Origin of the sequence: Methanothermococcus okinawensis IH1, from assembly GCF_000179575.2 — an archaeon.
Taxonomy (GTDB): domain Archaea; phylum AGJL01; class Methanococci; order Methanococcales; family Methanococcaceae; genus Methanofervidicoccus; species Methanofervidicoccus okinawensis.
Genome location: NC_015636.1, coordinates 656231 through 677543 on the forward strand (window position 1 = coordinate 656231; position 21313 = coordinate 677543).

A 21313-nucleotide genomic window follows, 5' to 3' on the forward strand; every position below is an offset into this window, starting at 1 on the left:
CCCAATAGCCAGTTCTACTCCTGCTTTTGTAGGAATGGCTAAAGGAAAAGTACAGTTAACTCTTGTTGGAGTAATTTATACATTCTTTCTGTCACTACTCATTATACCTCTTGGTTCAAAACTAATTCTTGAACAAGTTGTTAAAGTACCAATAATGTTATTATTAAAATCGCTAGTAATATATATTATAACTCCTTTGGTAATAGGTCAGCTCACTAAGTACGTTGTTTTAAAATACAAAGGCGTGCAAACATTAGAAAAGTTAAAAACTCCTCTTGAGGCTCTTAGTCTTGCTGGAGTTTTTATTATGGTAAGTATTATTTTTGGAATTAATGGAATAGTAATTACAAAAGAGCCACAAATTATATTGTATGGAATGGCAATAATGAACATTTACGTTTTGCTAAGGTGGGGTTTGGTTTATATTGTAGGAAAGTTTCTCAAATTTCCCCTGGAACAAAATATAGCTTTAACCTATTCATCTACTTACAATATGACTATTTCAACTGCCATAGGTATTGCTACTTTTGGACCTATGGCTGCAGTTGGGACTGTTATTGGGGGACCTTTTGCATTGATATTTCATATGATACTTCTTGTAAAATTTTTTGAATATATAAGAAAACATGGGTGAATGATTATAAAAATTCCTAAGATTGGAGTTATTATCCTCTTGCAATAATCCTCAAACGCCATGTCTGATGAGTATTGCACCAAATGGTCATTAGAAGTGAATATGAGAAGTAGGTTTAATCAATAATTTGATGGATCTGTAACTATATAGAACTTTTTCAACTTACATTTTAATACATATTTTACATTTATTTTATATAATTATTTTTATATTATAATTTAATTAATTAATAGTGATATATGCTATAACAAATTTATATAAATTAAAATTAAAATAATATAATTTCTAATTAACTGCGGGATTATCAATTATGTTAAACTTAGGTGAAATTGTGGAAATATCTTCCTTAAAGGTAATATTATTATTTGCACTACTCTGGACAATACTATATGTAGTGTATGGAAACAGACCAAACAATAGTAATACTGGATTAAAAACATACTATGGAATATTTGGAATATTAAGAACTTCATTAGGTATAAAAACCATAAGTAAACTTGGAAAATACAAGATATGGCAAAAAATATCCATCTTATTAATTCCAATATGTATTGCTGTGAGTATTATTACATTTTATATGCTTGTAAATTCTACAATCCAACTATTCAATGGAACAGTGCCAAAAGAGACTTCAAAACCTATTATATTTTTATTTGGAAATACCATTCCGTGGATTCCCGGAATTTTGGCACTTGTAATTGGAATTACATTTCATGAACTTGCACATGGTATTGTAGCACGCTCATTTAATTTAAATATAAAAAGCACAGGATTACTTCTTGCCTTGGGAATTCCCCTTGGTGCTTTTGTTGAGATGGGGGATGATTTTAAAAATGCCAGTAAAAAGGTAAGGGGTGCCGTAGCATCAGCAGGACCTGTGGCAAATATTATAATATTCCTAATGGCATTATTTATAACACCTTACTTCTACGGAGCTCCTACATCATTAACCATTACGCAAGTATTACCAGACCATCCAGCAAATGGGGTGCTTATGAAAGGAGATATATTATATTCCATTGATGAGAAAAGAATAAATTCACTATCTGAGTTTTATAACTCTGTAAAGGGCATAAAACCAAACGAAAACATAAAAATAAGTATTTTAAGAAATAACGAGTTAAAAACTGTTGAATTAACCACTTCAAAGGATGGTAAAATAGGAATAATTGCAGAACCTTCAAAAAACCTACTATTTGTTCTCCAAACATTATATTGGACTAGTATGTTAAATCTTATGCTTGGATTCTTCAACCTATTGCCTGCATTGCCATTGGATGGTTTTCATGTATGGAATGCATTACCTGAGCTCATGCGCGATATAAAAAGAAATAGTAAAAAATTAAAAAGAATTTCAGAGTATATGGAATATTTAATAAATGAAAAAAATTTAGCATCTATAAGCTTAATGGTTTGGATGATTATATTTGCCTCTGTAATATATTCATTTGTATAAATCATTTATCTTATTTTTTTATTTTTATGTTGTATATCCTTCATAGTTTCATAATTATTATATTATATTTTTATTTAGATTAATGGTTTTAATATATTATAATATAACTTTACATATAATTTAAAACTTCAAAAAAAATTCAAAACATAAATCTGGTGAATTATGATAACGATAGTATGTGCAGAAGGCGGTTCAACCATATATGCCTTAAAAAATGCCCTAAATGATTTAGGAGAAAAATGTGAAATATTATTACTATCAAATAACAACCTACTTGTAGAAAAAGAATTCAATATCAACACGGATTTAATTCATTCAAGATGTGGTATTGGGGATTATTTGGATAGATTAACCCTTTTTTCATGGCAGGTTTTAAATATTTTGGAAATAGAAGAACATAAATTTATCAATCCCCTTGAAACAATACATAATTCATCGGATAAATTCAAAACCATTAAGATACTTTCAAAAAACCATATAAAAACTCCAAAAACTGCTCTTATTAGGGACTATGAAGATGCCAAAAGATTTATGGAAAAATACAATTTAGAATATCCCATAATATTAAAAAATTCGTTCTCAAAATGTGGATTAAGTGTAAAAATGGCAAAATCCGATGAAGAATTAAAAAAATATACAAAAAATGCAATATGGGAAGGAACTATATTACAGGAATATATTAATTTTGGAGAAAATGGAAAATACAAAGATATTAGAATTCTTGTGGTTGATGGGGAAGTAATTGGGGGATATAGGAGAGTAAGCAATAACTTTATTACAAACCTACATCTTGGGAATATCGTAGAACCTTTAAAATTAAATGATGACTTATCGGAGCTCGCATTAAAATGTGCAGAATCTATGAATGGATACATTATGGGAGTCGATATATTGCCCTCAAAGGATGAATATTATGTAATTGAAACCAACACCGCACCTGGAACAAAGGGATTTAGGAGTCTTGGCATAAAAGCAGATGAAGAAATTGCAAAATGCCTAATAAATTATAAAAAAAATAAAAAATAAAAAAGAAAAAAAGAATAATAATAAATAAAAGGACATAACAAAAAAATAAAATGATAAAATAAAATAAATGAATAAATCAATAAGCTAAAAATAATAAAAAAATAAAAAATAATTAAAATTTTAATTTTTTTTATATTGGGGATATTATGACAATAATTGAAAATCTCATATATGGTTTTGCTTTTGTAATTGTAGCAATGATTATTGCATTTAGGGAAAAATTAGGAATAGAAAAGGAAATATTGTTTGCCTCATTTTTGGCTCTTGTTCAGTTGCTTATATTGGGTTATATACTTGTATATATTTTTGCATATGGCATGGGCTTTGCATATTTGTTAATGTTAATAATGATTTTTGTTGCATCATATATGGTAAATAAAAAGGTTAAATTGCATAATAAAAAAAAGTTATTTCTCTCTTTATTTATCACATACCTCACAACTGCCATTGTTTCTATTCTAATTTTAATATTTTCAAATATTGTGCCGTATGAACCAAGATACATAATTCCACTTATGGGAATGGTAATAGGAAATTCCATGAACACCGTTCATCTAACTTTAAATAAGATTATGGACCTTATTAAATCAAATAGGGATGAATTATGGGGATATTTATCATTAGGGGCAACAGAATTTCAGGCACTAAAACCATTTACAAAAAATGCCGTTAATTCAGCAGTAATCCCTCAAATGAACAGGACAAAATCCGTAGGCATAATATTTATCCCCGGAGCTATGACTGGTATGATTTTAAGCGGTGCTGACCCTATATATGCAGCAGAGATTCAAATAGTAATTATGTGGATGATTTTAAGCGGCGCTGTAATTTCTGGAATAGCTATATGCTATCTTATGTATAAGGAGCTCGTTAAGATATAATGTATAATATAATAATATATTTAAAAATAAAATTTACAATTCCATTTCAAATCCAACAATAGGATATTCCAAATCAAAGTTCAATATAACTTCTGGGTGGAGCTCACCAAAATAACCTATTGTTTTGCCTTCATTGGATATTATCTTAGCACATCTTCCATCTATAAATGATGGGTGATGATAATTCTCCAAGGTATAATCTATATCTATTTCTCTTAAAAGACCTTCTGCATAGCTTTTTAATTCATTAAAGTTTGCATTTGGATGAATTATAGCAAATGCCACTTTTCCAACATTTTTGCATTTTGTATATAAATGTTTATCGTTTTCATCAATTACAACACAATCCCCTACTTCAAATATTTTCTGTGGGAGCTCGTTATGTTTATTGGTATATAATGTCTCCAAAAGTAAAGGAAGTATCGATGGTCTAACAACCCTATGCTCTAGTGATGCAGGTTTTAAAACTTCAACATATTTATTATCATCCATATCAATCTTCATTTTTTTGAAAAGCACTTCTTGATTTGATAATGTTAAATTCATTACCTCAAAGAAGCCATAACCAATCATAATATTTCTTATAAAATCAAATTTCTTTTCCAAAGTATGCTTTTCACCGATTGTAGCAACATGTGGGAATTTTCCAGTGAACTTATCATATCCATAATGTATTGCCACTTCCTCTGTGAAATCTACTTTATGGAGAATATCCACCCTATATGCTGGAATTTTCACAATTATATTATTTTTTTCATAGTTATATTCTGCATCCATTCTTGCCTTTCTTAAAGCATTTATTACTTCACCGGGGTTTAAATCCAACCCAAGTCTTTTATTTATGAATTCCAAATCAACTTCATCTGTTTTTGGTGTTAAATCTGGATAAATCTTTATATCTTTTTTGTCTTTTACAATTACCTTATATATTGTCCCCCCTCTATCTGCAAATGCACTAACCAATATATTTAGGGTATTTTCCACAGCATTTTTATCTGTTCCAGTAATGTCAATTAATAAGTTTCTTGTGTTGGTTGTTATTTTTGTTAAATTACCGTTTATTATCGGTGGCATTGAAAGAACATTCCCATCTTTATCAAGTATTATTGGATATCTATTGTTAGTAATTAAATGGGCATATTTTATACCTTTTTCGTGTTTTTGAAGGATTTCTTCTGGTGTCATTTCTACATCATAGCCCAATGGTTCAAATTTCAATTCATTTCCTCCTATCTCCTTATAACAAAATGGAGGATTTACCTTATCAAAGTCATGAATACCTATGGCTATCTTTTTTCTATCCCTTCCAATAGTCCAGTGAAGCTTCTCTTGAAGGTTTATTATGCTATCCAAAACCATATCATCAACAATAACATTTCTTACAATTGCAAATGCACAATATGGTCGGAGCTCTACATCTTCAACATATACCTCAACATTTGATTCTTTAACTTCATATTTAGGTATTCCTTTATCTATGCCTATAAATCCTCTGAATCCTCGCGCCAATCCTTCAACACTTAAATAATCTGGTCTATCTGGATTTACTGAAAATTGGATAATTTTTTCTTTTTTATTATTTTTAATTTCTTCGAATATTTCCTCAACTTCAACACCCATCATTGGAAATTTATCTTCAATAGTTTTATCAGATAAACTCATATTAACTAGATTTTCAAGGTCTCTTTTATATACATTGATTGTTGGCATGTTTTCACCTTTTTCTCTTTAAAATATATAAAATCCTAAAAGATTTTAAGTATTTTTCACCACTTTATTTTTTATAAAAATATAACATTTAAAGATTAAAGTATTTTTGCCATTTTTTTTATTATTTTATTATTTTTTCTTTTATTATTTCTTTTCTTCCTTTCATTTTTTAAGGTCATGATTAAATTTAATTAATATTAATATCAAATATAGCAGTATGTAACTATTGATTAAATTAAATTTTAATAAATATTTTAAAGTATTATAATTTAAAGATATATAAAAAAGATAGAATTACATAAAAATTTTACATAAAAGATAACATAAATATGAGATAATAAGGAACATTAGGGATAATATTTATAATTGGTGATAAAATGAAAATTTACAACACATTAACAAAAAAGAAGGAAGAGTTTAATTCAATAGATGAGCATGAGGTTAAAATGTATGTTTGCGGACCTACGGTTTATGATTATGCCCATTTAGGTCATGGAAGAACCTATGTGGTATTTGATACTATCAGACGATACCTTGAACACAAAAATTACATTGTCAAGTTGGTTATAAATTTTACAGATATTGACGATAAAATCATAAAGCGTGCAAATGAAGAAAACATACCTCCAACGGAGCTCGCAGATAAATTCATAAAATCGTTTTTAGAGGATATGGAAAAACTGAATATCAAACCAGCATATGTTTATCCAAGGGTTTCAGAACATATAAAAGATATAATAAGATTTATAGAGGTTCTTATAAAAAAAGGATATGCCTATGTGGCGGATGATGGTATATATTTTGATGTAAGAAAATTTAAAGATTATGGAAAACTTAGCAATATTAATTTAGATGAGATTAGGACAGGTTATAGGATAGAAACAAACTTAACAAAGAGAAATCCAGAAGATTTTGCATTGTGGAAATTTGCAAAACCTAATGAACCAAAATGGGATAGCCCTTGGGGAGAAGGGCGACCTGCATGGCATATAGAATGCTCTGCAATGGGTATAAAATACTTGGGGGAGCAATTCGATATTCACGGCGGAGGAAATGATTTGATATTCCCCCACCACGAAAATGAAATAGCTCAAAGTGAGGTTTATACCGATAAAAAACCATGGGTAAAATACTGGATACATACAGGATTTGTGATGATGGATAAAGAAAAAATGAGCAAAAGTCTTGGAAATTTTGTAGAACTAAAAGATTTACTTGATAAATATGATTTTGAAGTAATTAGATTGTTTTTATTACAAAGACATTATCGTTCTCCTCTTGATTATTCAGAAGAAGGATTACTCGATGCAAAAATCAGTTTAGAAAAATTATACAATACATTAAAAAATATCGATGCTATTTGTAGGAACTCACATGTAAAACATAAATTAAATGAAATCGATATAAAAACCTATGAAACCATTAAAAATGCATGGATAAACTTTTACAATGCCATGGACGATGATTTCAATACACCCGAAGCACTCAAATATGTTTTCGAAGTTTCGAGTGTAATAAATAAATATATGAATGAATCAAATAACCCAAACAAAAGCCTGTTGATAATGACCAATGAATTCTTTAAGATGATAGGGGAAATATTCGGAATATTCCATAACATTATTAATAATAAAAATAATGAAGATAAAAATATGGAAGGTCATTTGATAGATATTTTAATAAATATCCGTGCAAAATTAAAAGAGGAGAAAAATTATAAATTGGCTGATGAGATAAGGAGTGAATTAAAAAATATCGGTATTCAATTGGAGGATAGCCCAAAAGGCACCATTTGGAAAAAATTATAATAATAAGATATAAATAAAATATATGGTGAGATAAAATATAAGGATAAAATAAATATATTGTATAAACATATAACTAATCATATAAAATAAATATATTGAGATATTTTATGTCTAAAAATCATAAAAGGGGGCAATACTATGAAAAGAGTAAATACTGGAATTCCCGGAATGGATGAGGTATTGCATGGTGGAATACCTGAAAGAAATGTAGTATTACTGTCAGGAGGGCCAGGAACTGGAAAATCCATATTTTGTCAGCAATTTTTATATAAGGGGGTTGTGGATTATAATGAACCGGGTATCTTAGTGGCATTGGAAGAACATCCAGTTCAGATTAGAGAAAATATGAAACAGTTTGGATGGGATATTAAAAAATTTGAAGATGAAGGCAAATTTGCTATAATTGATGCATTTACCTATGGAATTGGAAGTTCTGCAAAAAAAGAAAAATATGTAGTAAATGACCCAAATGACGAGAGAGAATTAATAGATATCTTAAAAATAGCAATAAACGATATTGGGGCTAAAAGAATAGGGCTTGACTCGGTAACCACATTGTATATAAATAAGCCTATGATGGCAAGAAAAACTGTTTTTTTATTAAAAAGAGTTATAGCAGGATTAGGATGCACCGCCATATTTACATCCCAAATATCCGTTGGAGAAAGAGGATTTGGAGGTCCAGGGGTTGAACATGCCGTTGATGGAATTATAAAATTAGATTTGGATGAAATTAATGGTGAATTAAATAGAAGTTTAATAGTATGGAAGATGAGAGGCACAAGCCATTCATTAAAAAGGCATCCGTTCGACATAACAAATAAAGGAATCGTGGTATATCCTGATAAGGTTTTAAAGATTAAATAAACTTATCATCCTTATAATCTACAAAAAATTTAAATAATGTTTAATAGTATATACATTATGGACAATACATTGAATAAATAATAAATAAAAATAAATAATAATAAACTAAATTAGGAAGAATAATTAAAAAAGGGGTGAGGGAAAATGATACCAATAGTACCAACATCAAAGACAGAAATAGATAAATTAGAACATGTTTTAATACTTGGAACATTATTCAGGCCAGAAATCTTGGAATTAATAAAGGACCCTGTGGAAAAAGTTACATGGGTCGATTCATTAGCCATTGCAGCAGGAGCTCTGGCAAGAGAAAAGTCTGGTTATACTGTGGGAGAGATTGCCGATGAATTGGGTAGAACTGAACAAACCATTAGAAAGCACTTAAAGGGGGAAACAAAAGCTGGAAAATTAGTTATAGAAACATACAATATGATAAAAAGAGGAGAATTGAATATTGAAGAGGTTGAGAAATTTTTGGAAACCATGGTTAGAAAAGAAGAATTGGAGAAAAAGCTATCCTCTATTAAGTCATTAGAAGAAGAAATTAACAATCTTAAAAAAGAAAATGAGCTCTTAAATAGCAAGTTAGAAAATGTTAAAGATGCCTTAAAAAAATTATTAACTGAGTTGGAATAATTTTTCTATTTTTTCTTAAATTTTAAATAGGTTAGTAATGATTTAATAATATGTTAATATAATTTTTTCTGTTTTAATTTTTCTGTTTTTATTATCTTATAATTAGAATTAGTAAATAATATTGGTAATAACTATCTAACTATCTAATTAAAATTAGTAATTACCTATTAATTACCCAGAGCTCCGATGTGGTGTTATTGTGATACCGATTATATACAAAGAAATGTGTCCTAACTGTAATGGCGAAATAACAAGTGAAAGATTAGAAATTGGTGTTTGTGAAAGATGTTTAAAGGAGGAAAAAGTTTTTGAAAAATTGGAATTATGTAAAAAACTTAGGGAAGAACATACTTTAAACAATTTAAAAAATTATTGCAATACTTGGAAGGAATTTAAGGAATTTAATAAATTCACCAAGAGTTTAGGATATGAGCTCCTAAGCCTACAAAAGATGTGGGCAAAAAGAATATTAAAAAACAAAAGTTTCTCAATAGTTGCACCTACTGGCGTTGGAAAAAGCTTTTTTGGTATATTAATAAGCCTATTTTTAGCTAAAAAAGGAAAGAAATGTTACATAATCCTCCCTACAACAATTTTAGTCAGACAGAATTACGAAAAAATTTTATCACTAATAGAAAATAAATTAAACATAAATATAATTGCATATCATTCAGAATTATCTGCAAAAGAAAAGAAGAAAGCCAAAGAAAATATTAAAAATAATAATTACGACCTATTGATAACAACATCCAATTTTTTAGTAAAAAATATTCCAAATACAGCATTTGACTTTATTTTTGTGGATGATGTCGATGCTCTTTTAAAGGCGTCAAATAACATTGATAAAACCTTGAAGTTGTTGGGCTTTAATGAAGACATTATAAATGAGGCATACGACATTATACGCTTAATAAAAATTGGTAGGTTAAATGATGCATTAAAAAAGAGAAAAACCTTGAAGAATAAAATATCTAAAATAAAACATGGCTGTTTAGTAATTGCTTCCGCCACTGGAAAAAGTTATGGGAGAAAGGTTAAATTATACAGGGAAATTTTGGATTTTGAAATAGGATTTGGAATGAACAAACTTAGGGATGTTATAGATGCCTATGATGAAGAATTTAGTAAGGAGAAAATTTTAGAATATATAAAATTACTTGGAAAAGGCGGAATTGTATATGTTTCCAAGGATTATGGAATTGAAAAGGCACAAGAAATTGAGAAATTTTTATTAAAAAAAGGTATTAATGCAAAATTAATTCATTCTAAGGATAAAAAAGGATTTGATGAGTTTAAAAATGGAAATATAGGTGTATTGATAGGCATGGCCTCCTACTACGGTATTTTGGTCAGGGGTTTGGATATGCCTGAAAGGGTAAGATATGCACTATTTTATGGAATTCCAAAATTCAAAATTAAATTGAAAGAATATATTGATGATTTAAAGAATAAAGGAAAATTAAAAGAAGATGTCGATATTGAGGGGAAGACAAAAGAGGAAATTAAGCAGATATTAATTGAAAAATTAAAAATAAAAAATTTCTCGTTAAGGAAAGATAACAATAATAATGAATATAACTTATTAATTCCTGATATAAAAACATATATTCAAGCTTCTGGGCGAACATCAAGAATGACAGAATTTGGTTTAACTAAGGGGGTTAGTATTGTATTAGTGGATGAAAAAGAAATTTTTGAATATCTTGAAAAGTATATGTTGTTTGCATATGAAAGTGAATTTACAAGTATCGATAATATAGATATTAAGGAATTAATTAAAAAAATTGATAAAATTAGGGAAAAAATAAAGTTAGGCAGAGCTCAGGGTGGTGTTCCAGATTTATTAAAATCTATATTAATGGTTGTTGAAAGTCCAAATAAGGCGAGGACTATCGCTAATTTCTTTGGGAAACCTTCTATCAGAAGGATGAACAATAGGAATATTTATGAGGTTTGTGTTGGAGATTTAAATTTAATTATAACTGCAAGTGGAGGGCATGTATTTGATTTAGTTACAAAAGAGGGATTTTACGGTGTTATAATAAATAATATATCCATCCCGATATACTCATCAATTAAAAAAGTAAATGGAAAACAGTTTATAGACCAGAAAGATTTGGAAGAGCTATTATCAGTTAAAAAAGTAGAAGAAACAAATATAATGGATTCAAAGGATAACATATACATTATTAGAGAAATTGCAGATGAAGTTGATGCCATATTCATAGCAACAGATATTGACACAGAAGGAGAAAAAATAGGTTATGATATATTCTTAAATGTTCTTCCATTTAATAAAAATATTTATAGAGTAGGATTTAACGAAATTACAAAGAGAGCCATATTAAACGCATTAGAATCATTTAAAAAAGGAGATAAATTAAATTTAAATGAAAATAAAGTTAAAGGTCAAATAGTTAGAAGGGTAGAAGATAGATGGATTGGATTTAGATTGAGTCAAAAATTATGGGAAGTATTTAATAAACATTATCTCTCAGCAGGCAGAATTCAAACACCAGTATTGGGCTGGATTATAGACAGATACAATGAACATAAAATAAAAGTCCCTTACTTATCTTTAAAACTGGAAAATGATATATTTATTGGAAAGGTTTGGGAAAAAGAATTTGATAAAAAGGAGGTTAAAGTTGAAGTTAAAGTTTATGAGAAAGAATTCCATCCATTGCCACCATTTACAACAGATACCTTATTGGAAGAAGCCACAAAGAGATTTAAAATAAGTTCCGATGAAGTAATGAATATATCACAAGAATTATTTGAATTGGGTCTATCCACATATCACAGAACATCCTCAACAAGAGTCTCATTTGATGGTATGAGGGTGGCGAGAGAATATTTAAAATTAAACAATTTAGAGGATTACTTGAAAAATAGGGAATACTTCATGGAAGGAGCTCATGAATGTATAAGACCTACAAAACCAATGGATACCTATGAACTTATAGAGTATTTAAAAGAAAATAACATAAAATTGAGTAAAAACCATATAAAGATTTATGATTTAATATTTAGAAGATTTATTGCTTCTCAGATGAAAAAAGCTGTTGTTGAATATGAAGAGATATATATAAAAGATTTAGATGAAAAAATCGAAGGTTATATCGATATAAAATTTGAAGGATGGAGTAATATTTACAATTTAAGATTGAAAAAACTGCCAAAAATTGAAAAAAATTCATTAAAAATATTGGATAAAAAAGTTAAAAAAATACCAAAAGTGCCATTGTATAATGAAGGGGATATTGTTAAATTGATGAAAGAAAAATGTATTGGAAGACCATCAACTTATGCTACAATTATTAAAAAGTTGTTGGATAAAGGCTATATTATAAAAAGCAGAGCAGAAAATAAATTAATACCAACAAAACTTGGAATTGAAGTTTATGATTATTTAATAACTAATTATTTTAGTTTAATATCCGAAGAAAGAACAAGAGCTCTGGAAGAAACCATGGATAAAATTGAAAATGGAAAAGTCGATTATTTAGAAGTTTTAAAAGAGTTGCATAATGAAATTTTATGTATAAACTAAATTAAAAAAATAAAAAATAAAAGAAAGGTAGGATAATAAATACGAAATATAATAAAAATAAAAAACAATAAATTAAATAAAAAAAATAAAATAAATAATAACATAGAAATAATAAAAATAAATTTAAAATATAAATTAAAATATACTACAAAGAAAAAAATATTATGACTAATTGAAAGGAGATAAAACACCAAAAAATAAAATAAAACATTTGGATGATAACATGAAAAAATATTTTTTATTATTTTTACTGTTGGCAATTCCAATAAGCGTTGCAGATGTTTCGATTGTAGCACCAGCAGTTGCTGAGACAGATTATGGATATGTCGGAGCTCCGATAAATATCGATGTGAAAGTTTCAGAAGGACATGGACATGTATATATGGACACCATGCCTATGACACAGCTTGATATGCAGGGTTCGGCAAGAATAGCTTCAAAGGTGGCATTTGATATTTGTGGAAAAAATCAAAAGAATTATGATACATACTATGTTGTTAGGTCAGATGTTCCAGTAATAGGGGGACCATCAGCAGGAGCTACATTGTGTGTGGCTACAATAGCAGATTTAAACAATTGGAGCTTAAATAACAATGTTATGATGACTGGAATGATTAATCCCGATGGTAGCATAGGTCCAGTTGGTGGCATATTGGAAAAAATAAAAGCTGCAAAATCAAGGAATGTAGAATATTTTTTAATTCCTTCTGGGGAAAGATATGTTCCAGCAAATGACTTAACCGGAACAGGCAATAATACCGTGGATGCAGTAGAATATGGTAAAAATTTGGGAATAAAAGTTATAGAGGTTAAAAGCATATACGAAGCAGTTTATTATTTTACAAATCATAAAATCACTGAAAGGCATTATGAGCCAAATCCAGAGGTTAATAAAATATATAACAATATGATGAAGAATCTCTCCACAAAAGTTCTAAAAGAAACCAGAAATAACTATAACTATGTAGAAAATAGACTAAATTATGAATATAAATACAACACACGAATAAACTACAATTTAAAAAATGAATTAGACTCTAAATTAAAAACTTCAAAAACCTATTTGGACTCAGCGAATGCCCATTATCTAAATAATTCATATTATGCCTCAACTTCAAAGGCTTTTGGAGCCTTGATAACTCTTGAAAGTGTTAATACAACTTTAAATTATGTCGATAGCGATGATGGAAATCAGTATGTGAAACAGTACCTTATAGATGTCCAGAATGAACTTGACAGTGAAAAAAAATTAGTAGATAATGAAAGTTTATCAAAAAACAGTATAGAATACATTGTAGCTTCTAAAAGCCGAATATATGAGGCAGAGGAGCTTATTGATAGTGCATGGAAGGACTATTATAACAATAAACCATTATCTGCAATAGATAGTGGGACTTATGCAAAATTTAGGGGAAAAAGTGCAATATGGTGGCTAAATTTAGGGAAAGAAAGTAATAACAATTATGGTAGTTATGCAAATAATAAAAATAACATTAAAATAATTAAAAATAATAAACATACCAAAAATGGACTAATAAATGAGTCCAATTTAAAATATCTTGCTCAGGAATATCTCGACAATTCAGAGGTTGTTGTGCTTTATTCTTCCATGGTATTGCCAACAACATTGACTACCAGTGCCATGAAAAATTTGGATGATGCAAAGAGATACTACAATGAAAAGGAATATTTGCTGTCAATTTCAAAAAGTATTGATGCCTATGTATATGCCACCACTTCACTTAATTATATGGAGGACATAAGCTACTTAAAAAAACTTGCAGAAAAAAGATAAATTTAGCAGAAAATTGTGATGATGAAAGTATTCCTGTATCGGCACTTGGATACTACGAATATGCCAATACACTTAACGATAAAATGTCAAAAATCTTATATTACAAATACAGTATAGCCTATGCTCAAATGGATATCGATATATTGAATGAATTAAATGGAAATATTTCAAAAGAAATAAAGTGTAACAATAGGGGCTCTACTTTTATAGATAACAATCAAAATACCAATATATGCAATAATTCTGAAAATGCCGTATATCTTTATAAATATAATTTAATATCCAATATATTATTCTTAGCCTTTGGATTATCCTGTGGAGCATTGATAGGATATATTTTAAGAGGTAGGATAAGTAAAAATTAAAATAAAAAAAATAAAAGGATAAAAATTAAAAATTAAAATGGATAAAAGATAATATAAAAGATAAATGATTAAAAAAAGATAAATAAGATTAAAATGGAAAAAGAAATAAAATAAAATATAATAAAAATGTGATAACATGGAAAAACCTATTATTTGCGAAATAAAAGAAATAATAAAAGAAAGTCCGACGGTGAAAACATTTATAATTGATAAAGAGTTTGATTTCAAAGCTGGACAATTTGCCATGGTATGGATTCCAGATGTGGATGAAAAACCATTGGGATTTTCCATAAAAACAGGTTTTAGCGTAGCAAAGGTTGGAAGATTTACCGAAATTATGCATAATTTAAAAGAAGGAGATTTGATAGGAGTTAGGGGTCCCTATGGAACCTCTTTTGAACCATTAGGGGATAAAATCCTTGCAGTTGCGGGAGGTATTGGAGCTGCACCAATTGTAAGTGCTGTGGAGGAATTTTCAAAAAAAGGTATTGAGATTACCACAATACTTGGAGGAAGGACAAAAGATGAATTATTATTTATGGAAAGATTTGGAAAATGTGGTGAGCTCTACCCATGCACAGATGATGGAAGTTTTGGATATCATGGTTTTACTACGGATAAAATGGAAGAAATATTAAATAATAATAAAAATAATAAAAATGAAAAATTCGATTTAATAATCACCTGCGGACCTGAAATAATGATGAAAAAGGTTGTAGATATTGCAGATAAATATAATATTCCTGTTCAGGCTTCATTGGAAAGATATATGAAATGTGGTATTGGTATTTGCGGACAGTGTGCCGTTGATGACGAAGGACTATGCGTATGTAAGGACGGTCCTGTATTTTGGGGAGATAAATTAAAATATATATCTGAATTTGGAAAATACAGAAGGGACGCAAGCGGTAAAATTATTTAAATTGAAAAAATAAAGAAATAAAAAAATAAGAAGATATGAAATAATATTTAATGGTGATATTATTATTATCGGAGCTCAGGTTTCAAAAAACTTTGTAAATATAAAAAAAGACATACAGATACAGCAGTGCGGTATTGATTTAAGAGTTGGGAAAATATATAGTCTAAAAGGAAACGGAGCTCTCGATTATACCAATGAAAAAAGGGAGCTCCCTAAATATATTGAAATATTTAACTCTGAAAAGGATGAAAAAATCCACTTAAATGTTGGTATATATACCGTCCAAATAGCAGATAGAGTAAAAATTCCCCATAATATGGCTGGTTTTACCTATCCAAGAAGCAGTTTATTAAGGATGGGATGTACATTATATACCGCAGTTCATGACCCTGGATATGAAGGTTATCCTACCTATTTAATGCATGTTTTAAACCCAATTACAATTTATAAAGATGCTAGAATTGCCCAAATAGTATATATTGAATGCAGTGAAGTAAATGGAGAATATGAAGGAATATATAACGAAAGAAATAAATAAAAGATAAAAATAATAATAAAAATAAATATATAATAATAAAAATTTAATAATATGCATCAAATCGGCTAATTTCTGTAATTTCACCTACTAAATTTTTATTTATCAACTCTTTTGCCTTTTCTGTGTCATAGTTTCCTAGTAAATACATCATTTTAACCAATGCAACCTCTGGAAGCATGTCTTCACATCCAATTACTCCCAATTTTTGGAGCTCCCTTCCATTAGAATATACATTCATATTTACTCTTCCATTAATGGTTTGTGTAGTCATAGCAACTAAAACACCCTTGTCTGTTGCATACTTTATATTTTCGAATATTGTCTCAGGAGCATGACCAAGCCCAGTTCCTTCAATTACTATACCTTTATATCCATTATCCACATAATAGTTTATAATATTGCCGTCAATTCCAGGATATATTTTTATTAAAGCTACCTTTTCCTCTAAATTTGTATTTATGCTAATTTTTTTATTGCTTTCACTTTCTTTATTAATTTTATTTCCTTCATTGACTTTATTTGGTTTTCTTAAATATTCAATATCTTTTGTGAATGGATTTATTTTTGCAATAGGTATATTATTTACTGATTTAAAGGCATTCCTTCTTGATGAATGTAATTTTCTAACCTTTGCCCCTTCATGCAAATAGCAGAACGTATCCCCGCTTTCTCCATGCATCACAACATAAACACCTTTAATTGGTTGAGTGCTTGCAATTACTGCACTTATAAGATTTAACGATGCATCTGAGGAAGGTCTATCGCTACTTCTCTGAGCTCCTACAAGAACTATTGGAATATCTGCATCAATCATGAAGGACAAGGCACTTGCAGTATAATGCATCGTATCGGTTCCATGGGCTATTACAATTCCATCGGCACCATTTTCAATCTCCTTTTTAATCTCTTCTGCAATAATCTTCCAATAGGCTGGCGTCATATTTTCGCTTAATATATTTAAAACAGCCTTTCCCTTAATATTTGCAATATCAAGCAATTCTGGAATAGCCCTTATTAAATCATCTGCTGTAAAAGCTGGGTGCACTGCTCCTGTATTGTAATCCACTCTTGAAGCTACTGTCCCCCCAGTTGATAAAATAGCTATATTTTTTAAATCATTTTTCTTTTCGATTTTCAATGGTGGAAGCTCGTATGTTGGTTTTTTACCTTTTTTTAATACATCTATTGATTTAATGTTATCTCTCAAAATACCAACATTGTATCCATTTTTCATTTTAATAACTATAACATTATCATCCAAGGACGGCATTATTGTTCCAGTGTAAGTTGTATTTTCCGTTTTTATAGATATTAAATCTCCAATATTACAATTATCCATAATCTCACCAATAAATTAAATTATAAAATATAAATTATAAAAAATTAGAATAAAAAATAATTTATCATCAAAAATAATTATTTATTTCATTATTTCATTATATTTTACTATATTAATCAAAATATTATAAATATTTCTTAACATAAAACTCAGCATTTAAAACACTTGCACCAGCAGCTCCTCTAATGGTGTTGTGTTCAAGAGCAGTATATTTAACTGTAAATATTGGGTCTTTTCTAATTCTTCCAACAGATATGGACATACCTTTTCCTGTATTTCTGTCCAATCTTGGTTGAGGTCTGTCGAGCTCATCCCTAATAACAATAGGTTTTGCATAAGTTGGAAGGTTATATTCTTTTAAAGGGTCAAATTTATCCATAACATTTTTAATTTCTTCGGGTTCTGCTTCCTCTCTGGTCTTAACAAATATACTTTCAGTATGTCCGTCAATTACAGGAACCCTATTGCATGAAACTCCAATTTTAAAATCCCCATTTACAAAATTATTGTTTTCAAATTTACCAAGTAATTTTAAACTTTCAGTTTGCATTTTCTCTTCTTCATTTCCAATATATGGAATTACATTATCCAGTATTGCCATGGATGGAACTCCATTATAACCTGCTCCACTGATTGCCTGCATTGTGGTAATATTTACCAAATCAATCCCAAATTCATCCATTATTGGCTTTAATGTGATTACTGCCCCTATTGTGGAACAGTTCGGGTTTGTAATTATTGCACCATCCCAATTTCTGTTTTCTCTCTGAACATCAATCATTTCAAAATGTTCAGGATTTACCTCTGGAATAACAAGTGGAACATCCTTTTCCATTCTCATAGCCGAGGCATTTGAGAAAACAAGTTTTCCAGCTTTTGCAAATTCTGGCTCCAATTTTTTTGCCAAATCTGAGGGTAATGCTGAAAATACAATATCTACATCTTCAAATGCCTTGTGGTTTGCATCTGTTGGAACTACAATTTTATTTGCTAACTCTTCTGGAATTGGTTCTGACTGATACCAATAACAAGCTTCGGCATATTTTTTTCCTGCACTTCTATGAGATGCCGCTAAAACTTCTAAATCAAATATTGGATGATTTTCAAGCATTTGAATAAATCTCTGCCCAACATTACCTGTTGCTCCTAAAATACCTACCTTTATATTCATTTTTTCACCGATTATATGTTATAATAATATGTATATTAATGTTATAAGGACTCATATCAAAGATTAACATGATTTAGTATAGTTTATAATATAAGGATTTTTCTTATATATATTTAATATTATTTTAATTTAAAATTAAATTTATATTTAACTAATTTATGCACTGACAATATAAAATTATAACAATATAAAACATGTGGATTTAGGTGTTATAATGGATATAGGTAAGGACAATAATGATAAAGTGGTAATTACTGCAAATGAATTAAAAAAAATGATTAGAAATAATGAAGAAGACAAAATAGATGAAATAGATATAGTAACTACCGCAACATGTGGAATAATGTCTGGAACTATGGCTGTTTTTCATATTCCTGTTGCAGATAGCGGAACTTTTAGGAAGGCTGAAAAGATATATTTAAACGGTATAGAAGGTTATGTGGGACCTTGTCCAAATGAATATTTGGGAAGTGTCGATGCAGTAGTTTATGGAACAAACTATACTGGCGAATATGGAGGAGGATTCTTATTTAAAGATTTAGTATCTGGAAAAGATATAGAAATTGTTGTAGAAAGTGAAGGAAAAACTTACAAAAAAACATTATCATTGGATGATATGCCAACGGCAAAAATGATAGGCACAAGAATGGCATTTAAAAATTATGTTGCCATTACAAATTTAAGTGATGAATCTATAAAAACCATATTTCATAGAAGAAGGTTAAAAAAAGGAGAAGCATCATTTTCAGGTTGTGGAGAAATAAATCCTCTTCAAAATATGAAATGTGATGAAAAAGAACTGTTTGGAAAAAAAGTTTTATTAAACGGTGCAGAAGGAATCATACTTGGATACGGCACAAGACATTCTCAAAATAAACCAAATATAATGATATCAGCAGATATGCATAATATGGATGCATATTACTTAGGAGGGTTTATTACATCTGCGGGTGTGGAAGTATTTAACACCATAGCTATTCCAGTGGAAGTAAATGAAAAAAACAAAGAATATTTAAAAACACTTGACGAAGATATAGAGCTCCCATTAACAAACATAATCGGCAGAGCTCCTGTGGGAACTGGAAGATATTCAGAGGTATGGAAAGATGCAGAGTTGAGACCTAACGTTAATATCTATCGTTGTAGAAACTGCGATACATGTATTGCAGAGCAGTTATGCCCTACAAAGGCAATAAAAAGAATTCCACATTTAGGTGGAAGGCGTCTTCCAAATGAAAACTGCTTTGGATGCGGGGTTTGTGTAGAGGCATGTCCTTATGGAATATACCAGATGAAGAGAAACAGTATATTAAACATCCCCCTTACATGCAGACAGTCAGATAGAGAGCGAGCTCTAAAACTTGCTAAGGATTTAAAAAGAAGGATAGAAAAAGGAGAATTTAAATTATAATTTAATCTATAATCATTTTTTATTTCTGTTTAATTTATTTATTTCATATATTTTTTATCTTATTATTTATTATTTTTGTAATAGTATTGTATTATTATTTGTGTGATATATTTATAATTAGTATGATATATGCATATATTTTAGTATTAACATATTACTAAATTAACTAATATCTGTAATAATAATTTAAAATAGTAATTCTTAAATATAATATCATTAAATAAAATGATTATAAGTAGTTAAATAATAACTAATAACATCGGTGGTAAAATGGTTGTAAAAATAGGAATTATAAAATGTGGAAATATTGGAATGTCCCCAGTAATTGATTTGGCATTGGATGAAAGGGCAGATAGAGGAAATATAGATGTTAGAGTTTTAGGTAGTGGGGCAAAAATGGGACCTGAACAGGTAGAAGAAGTAACTACAAAAATGGTAGAAGAAATAAAACCTGATTTTGTAATATATATCGGACCAAACCCAACAGCACCAGGTCCAAAAAAAGCAAGAGAGATTTTAAGTAAATCAGGTATTCCTTCTGTAATTGTTGGAGATGCTCCTGGAATTAGGGAAAAAGATAAAATGACTGAAGAAGGACTGGGCTATATATTAATAAAATGCGACCCAATGATTGGAGCAAGAAGGCAGTTTTTAGACCCTGTTGAAATGGCTATGTTTAACGCTGATGTATTAAGAGTGCTTGCTGGAACAGGTGCATTAAGAGTTGTTCAGAATGCAATAGATGATATGATTGAAGCGATAGAGGCTGGAAACAAACCAGAATTGCCACAAATAGTAGTTACAGATAAAAAAGCAGTAGAAGCTGCTAATTTCTCAAATCCATACGCAAAATCCAAAGCAATGGCAGCATTTGCAATGGCTGAAAAGGTTGCTGATATAGATGTTAAAGCATGCTTCATGACAAAAGGCATGGAAAATTATATACCTATGGTAGCAGCATCACATGAATTAATAAGATACGCTGCTAAATTGGTAGATGAAGCAAGAGAATTAGAAAAAGCTATGGATACCGTAAGCAGAAAACCACATGCAGCAGATGGTAAAAGATTAAACAAAACAAAATTAATGGAAAAACCCGAATAAAATAATTATTATTCTATTTATCCCATTTTTCTAATTTTTTATATTATTTTTATTTATTTTTTATTTTTTAATTCTATTTTCATTTTAATTTATAATT

17 protein-coding genes are annotated in these 21313 nt (G+C 29.1%); 14 read left to right on the forward strand and 3 right to left on the reverse strand.

Annotated elements, in window-relative coordinates; translation table 11 throughout:
* The first annotated feature begins 34 nt into the window (after positions 1 to 34).
* From METOK_RS08725 to METOK_RS03320, 4 genes are all read left to right on the forward strand, one after another.
* Complete coding sequence (locus METOK_RS08725; RefSeq protein ID WP_198005241.1) at positions 35 to 634, forward strand: arsenic resistance protein; 600 nt, start codon at positions 35 to 37, stop codon at positions 632 to 634.
* A gap of 331 nt (positions 635 to 965) precedes the next feature.
* The gene (locus METOK_RS03310) at positions 966 to 2090 is read left to right on the forward strand and encodes a site-2 protease family protein (protein ID WP_048057861.1); all 1125 of its coding nucleotides are present in this window, start codon (positions 966 to 968) and stop codon (positions 2088 to 2090) included.
* A 162-nt stretch (positions 2091 to 2252) separates the two neighbouring features.
* Positions 2253 to 3116, forward strand: a complete 864-nt coding sequence (gene cofF / locus METOK_RS03315) for a coenzyme gamma-F420-2:alpha-L-glutamate ligase (RefSeq protein WP_013866818.1) — start codon at positions 2253 to 2255, stop codon at positions 3114 to 3116.
* 146 nt (positions 3117 to 3262) lie between these two features.
* Positions 3263 to 3997 (forward strand): ABC transporter permease, encoded by a 735-nt coding sequence (locus METOK_RS03320; RefSeq protein ID WP_013866819.1) that lies wholly within the window; start codon positions 3263 to 3265, stop codon positions 3995 to 3997.
* A gap of 33 nt (positions 3998 to 4030) precedes the next feature.
* Here the strand turns inward: METOK_RS03320 and pheT are convergent, their stop codons facing one another.
* Positions 4031 to 5707, reverse strand: a complete 1677-nt coding sequence (gene pheT / locus METOK_RS03325) for a phenylalanine--tRNA ligase subunit beta (protein ID WP_013866820.1) — start codon at positions 5705 to 5707, stop codon at positions 4031 to 4033.
* 377 nt (positions 5708 to 6084) lie between these two features.
* Between pheT and cysS the strand changes: the two genes are divergently transcribed.
* From cysS to METOK_RS03360, 8 genes are all read left to right on the forward strand, one after another.
* Entirely contained in the window at positions 6085 to 7515 is a 1431-nt protein-coding gene (cysS, locus tag METOK_RS03330; RefSeq protein ID WP_013866821.1) for a cysteine--tRNA ligase, read from the forward strand.
* Positions 7516 to 7653: 138 nt separating this feature from the next.
* A complete protein-coding gene (locus tag METOK_RS03335; protein WP_013866822.1) occupies positions 7654 to 8382 on the forward strand; it encodes a KaiC domain-containing protein in 729 nt (242 codons plus the stop codon).
* A gap of 144 nt (positions 8383 to 8526) precedes the next feature.
* Complete coding sequence (locus tag METOK_RS03340) at positions 8527 to 9018, forward strand: hypothetical protein (RefSeq protein ID WP_013866823.1); 492 nt, start codon at positions 8527 to 8529, stop codon at positions 9016 to 9018.
* A gap of 199 nt (positions 9019 to 9217) precedes the next feature.
* The gene (gene rgy, locus METOK_RS03345) at positions 9218 to 12571 is read left to right on the forward strand and encodes a reverse gyrase (protein WP_013866824.1); all 3354 of its coding nucleotides are present in this window, start codon (positions 9218 to 9220) and stop codon (positions 12569 to 12571) included.
* Positions 12572 to 12743: 172 nt separating this feature from the next.
* Positions 12744 to 14366, forward strand: coding sequence for a S16 family serine protease (locus tag METOK_RS03350; RefSeq protein WP_013866825.1), 1623 nt, complete (start codon positions 12744 to 12746; stop codon positions 14364 to 14366).
* Between the two features lie 83 nt (positions 14367 to 14449).
* Complete coding sequence (locus METOK_RS08870; RefSeq protein WP_232210840.1) at positions 14450 to 14731, forward strand: hypothetical protein; 282 nt, start codon at positions 14450 to 14452, stop codon at positions 14729 to 14731.
* Between the two features lie 136 nt (positions 14732 to 14867).
* On the forward strand, positions 14868 to 15653 hold the full coding sequence (locus METOK_RS03355) for a dihydroorotate dehydrogenase electron transfer subunit (RefSeq protein ID WP_013866827.1): 786 nt from the start codon (positions 14868 to 14870) through the stop codon (positions 15651 to 15653).
* A gap of 61 nt (positions 15654 to 15714) precedes the next feature.
* Positions 15715 to 16191, forward strand: coding sequence for a deoxyuridine 5'-triphosphate nucleotidohydrolase (locus METOK_RS03360; RefSeq protein WP_048057862.1), 477 nt, complete (start codon positions 15715 to 15717; stop codon positions 16189 to 16191).
* A 43-nt stretch (positions 16192 to 16234) separates the two neighbouring features.
* On the opposite strand, the gene gatD is transcribed toward METOK_RS03360, so the two are convergent.
* Together gatD and asd are read right to left on the reverse strand one after the other, a co-directional pair.
* A complete protein-coding gene (gatD, locus tag METOK_RS03365) occupies positions 16235 to 17530 on the reverse strand; it encodes a Glu-tRNA(Gln) amidotransferase subunit GatD (protein WP_013866829.1) in 1296 nt (431 codons plus the stop codon).
* A gap of 124 nt (positions 17531 to 17654) precedes the next feature.
* The gene (gene asd, locus METOK_RS03370) at positions 17655 to 18701 is read right to left on the reverse strand and encodes an aspartate-semialdehyde dehydrogenase (RefSeq protein ID WP_013866830.1); all 1047 of its coding nucleotides are present in this window, start codon (positions 18699 to 18701) and stop codon (positions 17655 to 17657) included.
* A 214-nt stretch (positions 18702 to 18915) separates the two neighbouring features.
* Between asd and METOK_RS03375 the strand changes: the two genes are divergently transcribed.
* Together METOK_RS03375 and METOK_RS03380 are read left to right on the forward strand one after the other, a co-directional pair.
* Positions 18916 to 20112 (forward strand): methanogenesis marker 16 metalloprotein, encoded by a 1197-nt coding sequence (locus METOK_RS03375; RefSeq protein ID WP_013866831.1) that lies wholly within the window; start codon positions 18916 to 18918, stop codon positions 20110 to 20112.
* Between the two features lie 270 nt (positions 20113 to 20382).
* A complete protein-coding gene (locus METOK_RS03380) occupies positions 20383 to 21216 on the forward strand; it encodes a F420-dependent methylenetetrahydromethanopterin dehydrogenase (RefSeq protein ID WP_013866832.1) in 834 nt (277 codons plus the stop codon).
* Positions 21217 to 21313: the final 97 nt, after the last annotated feature.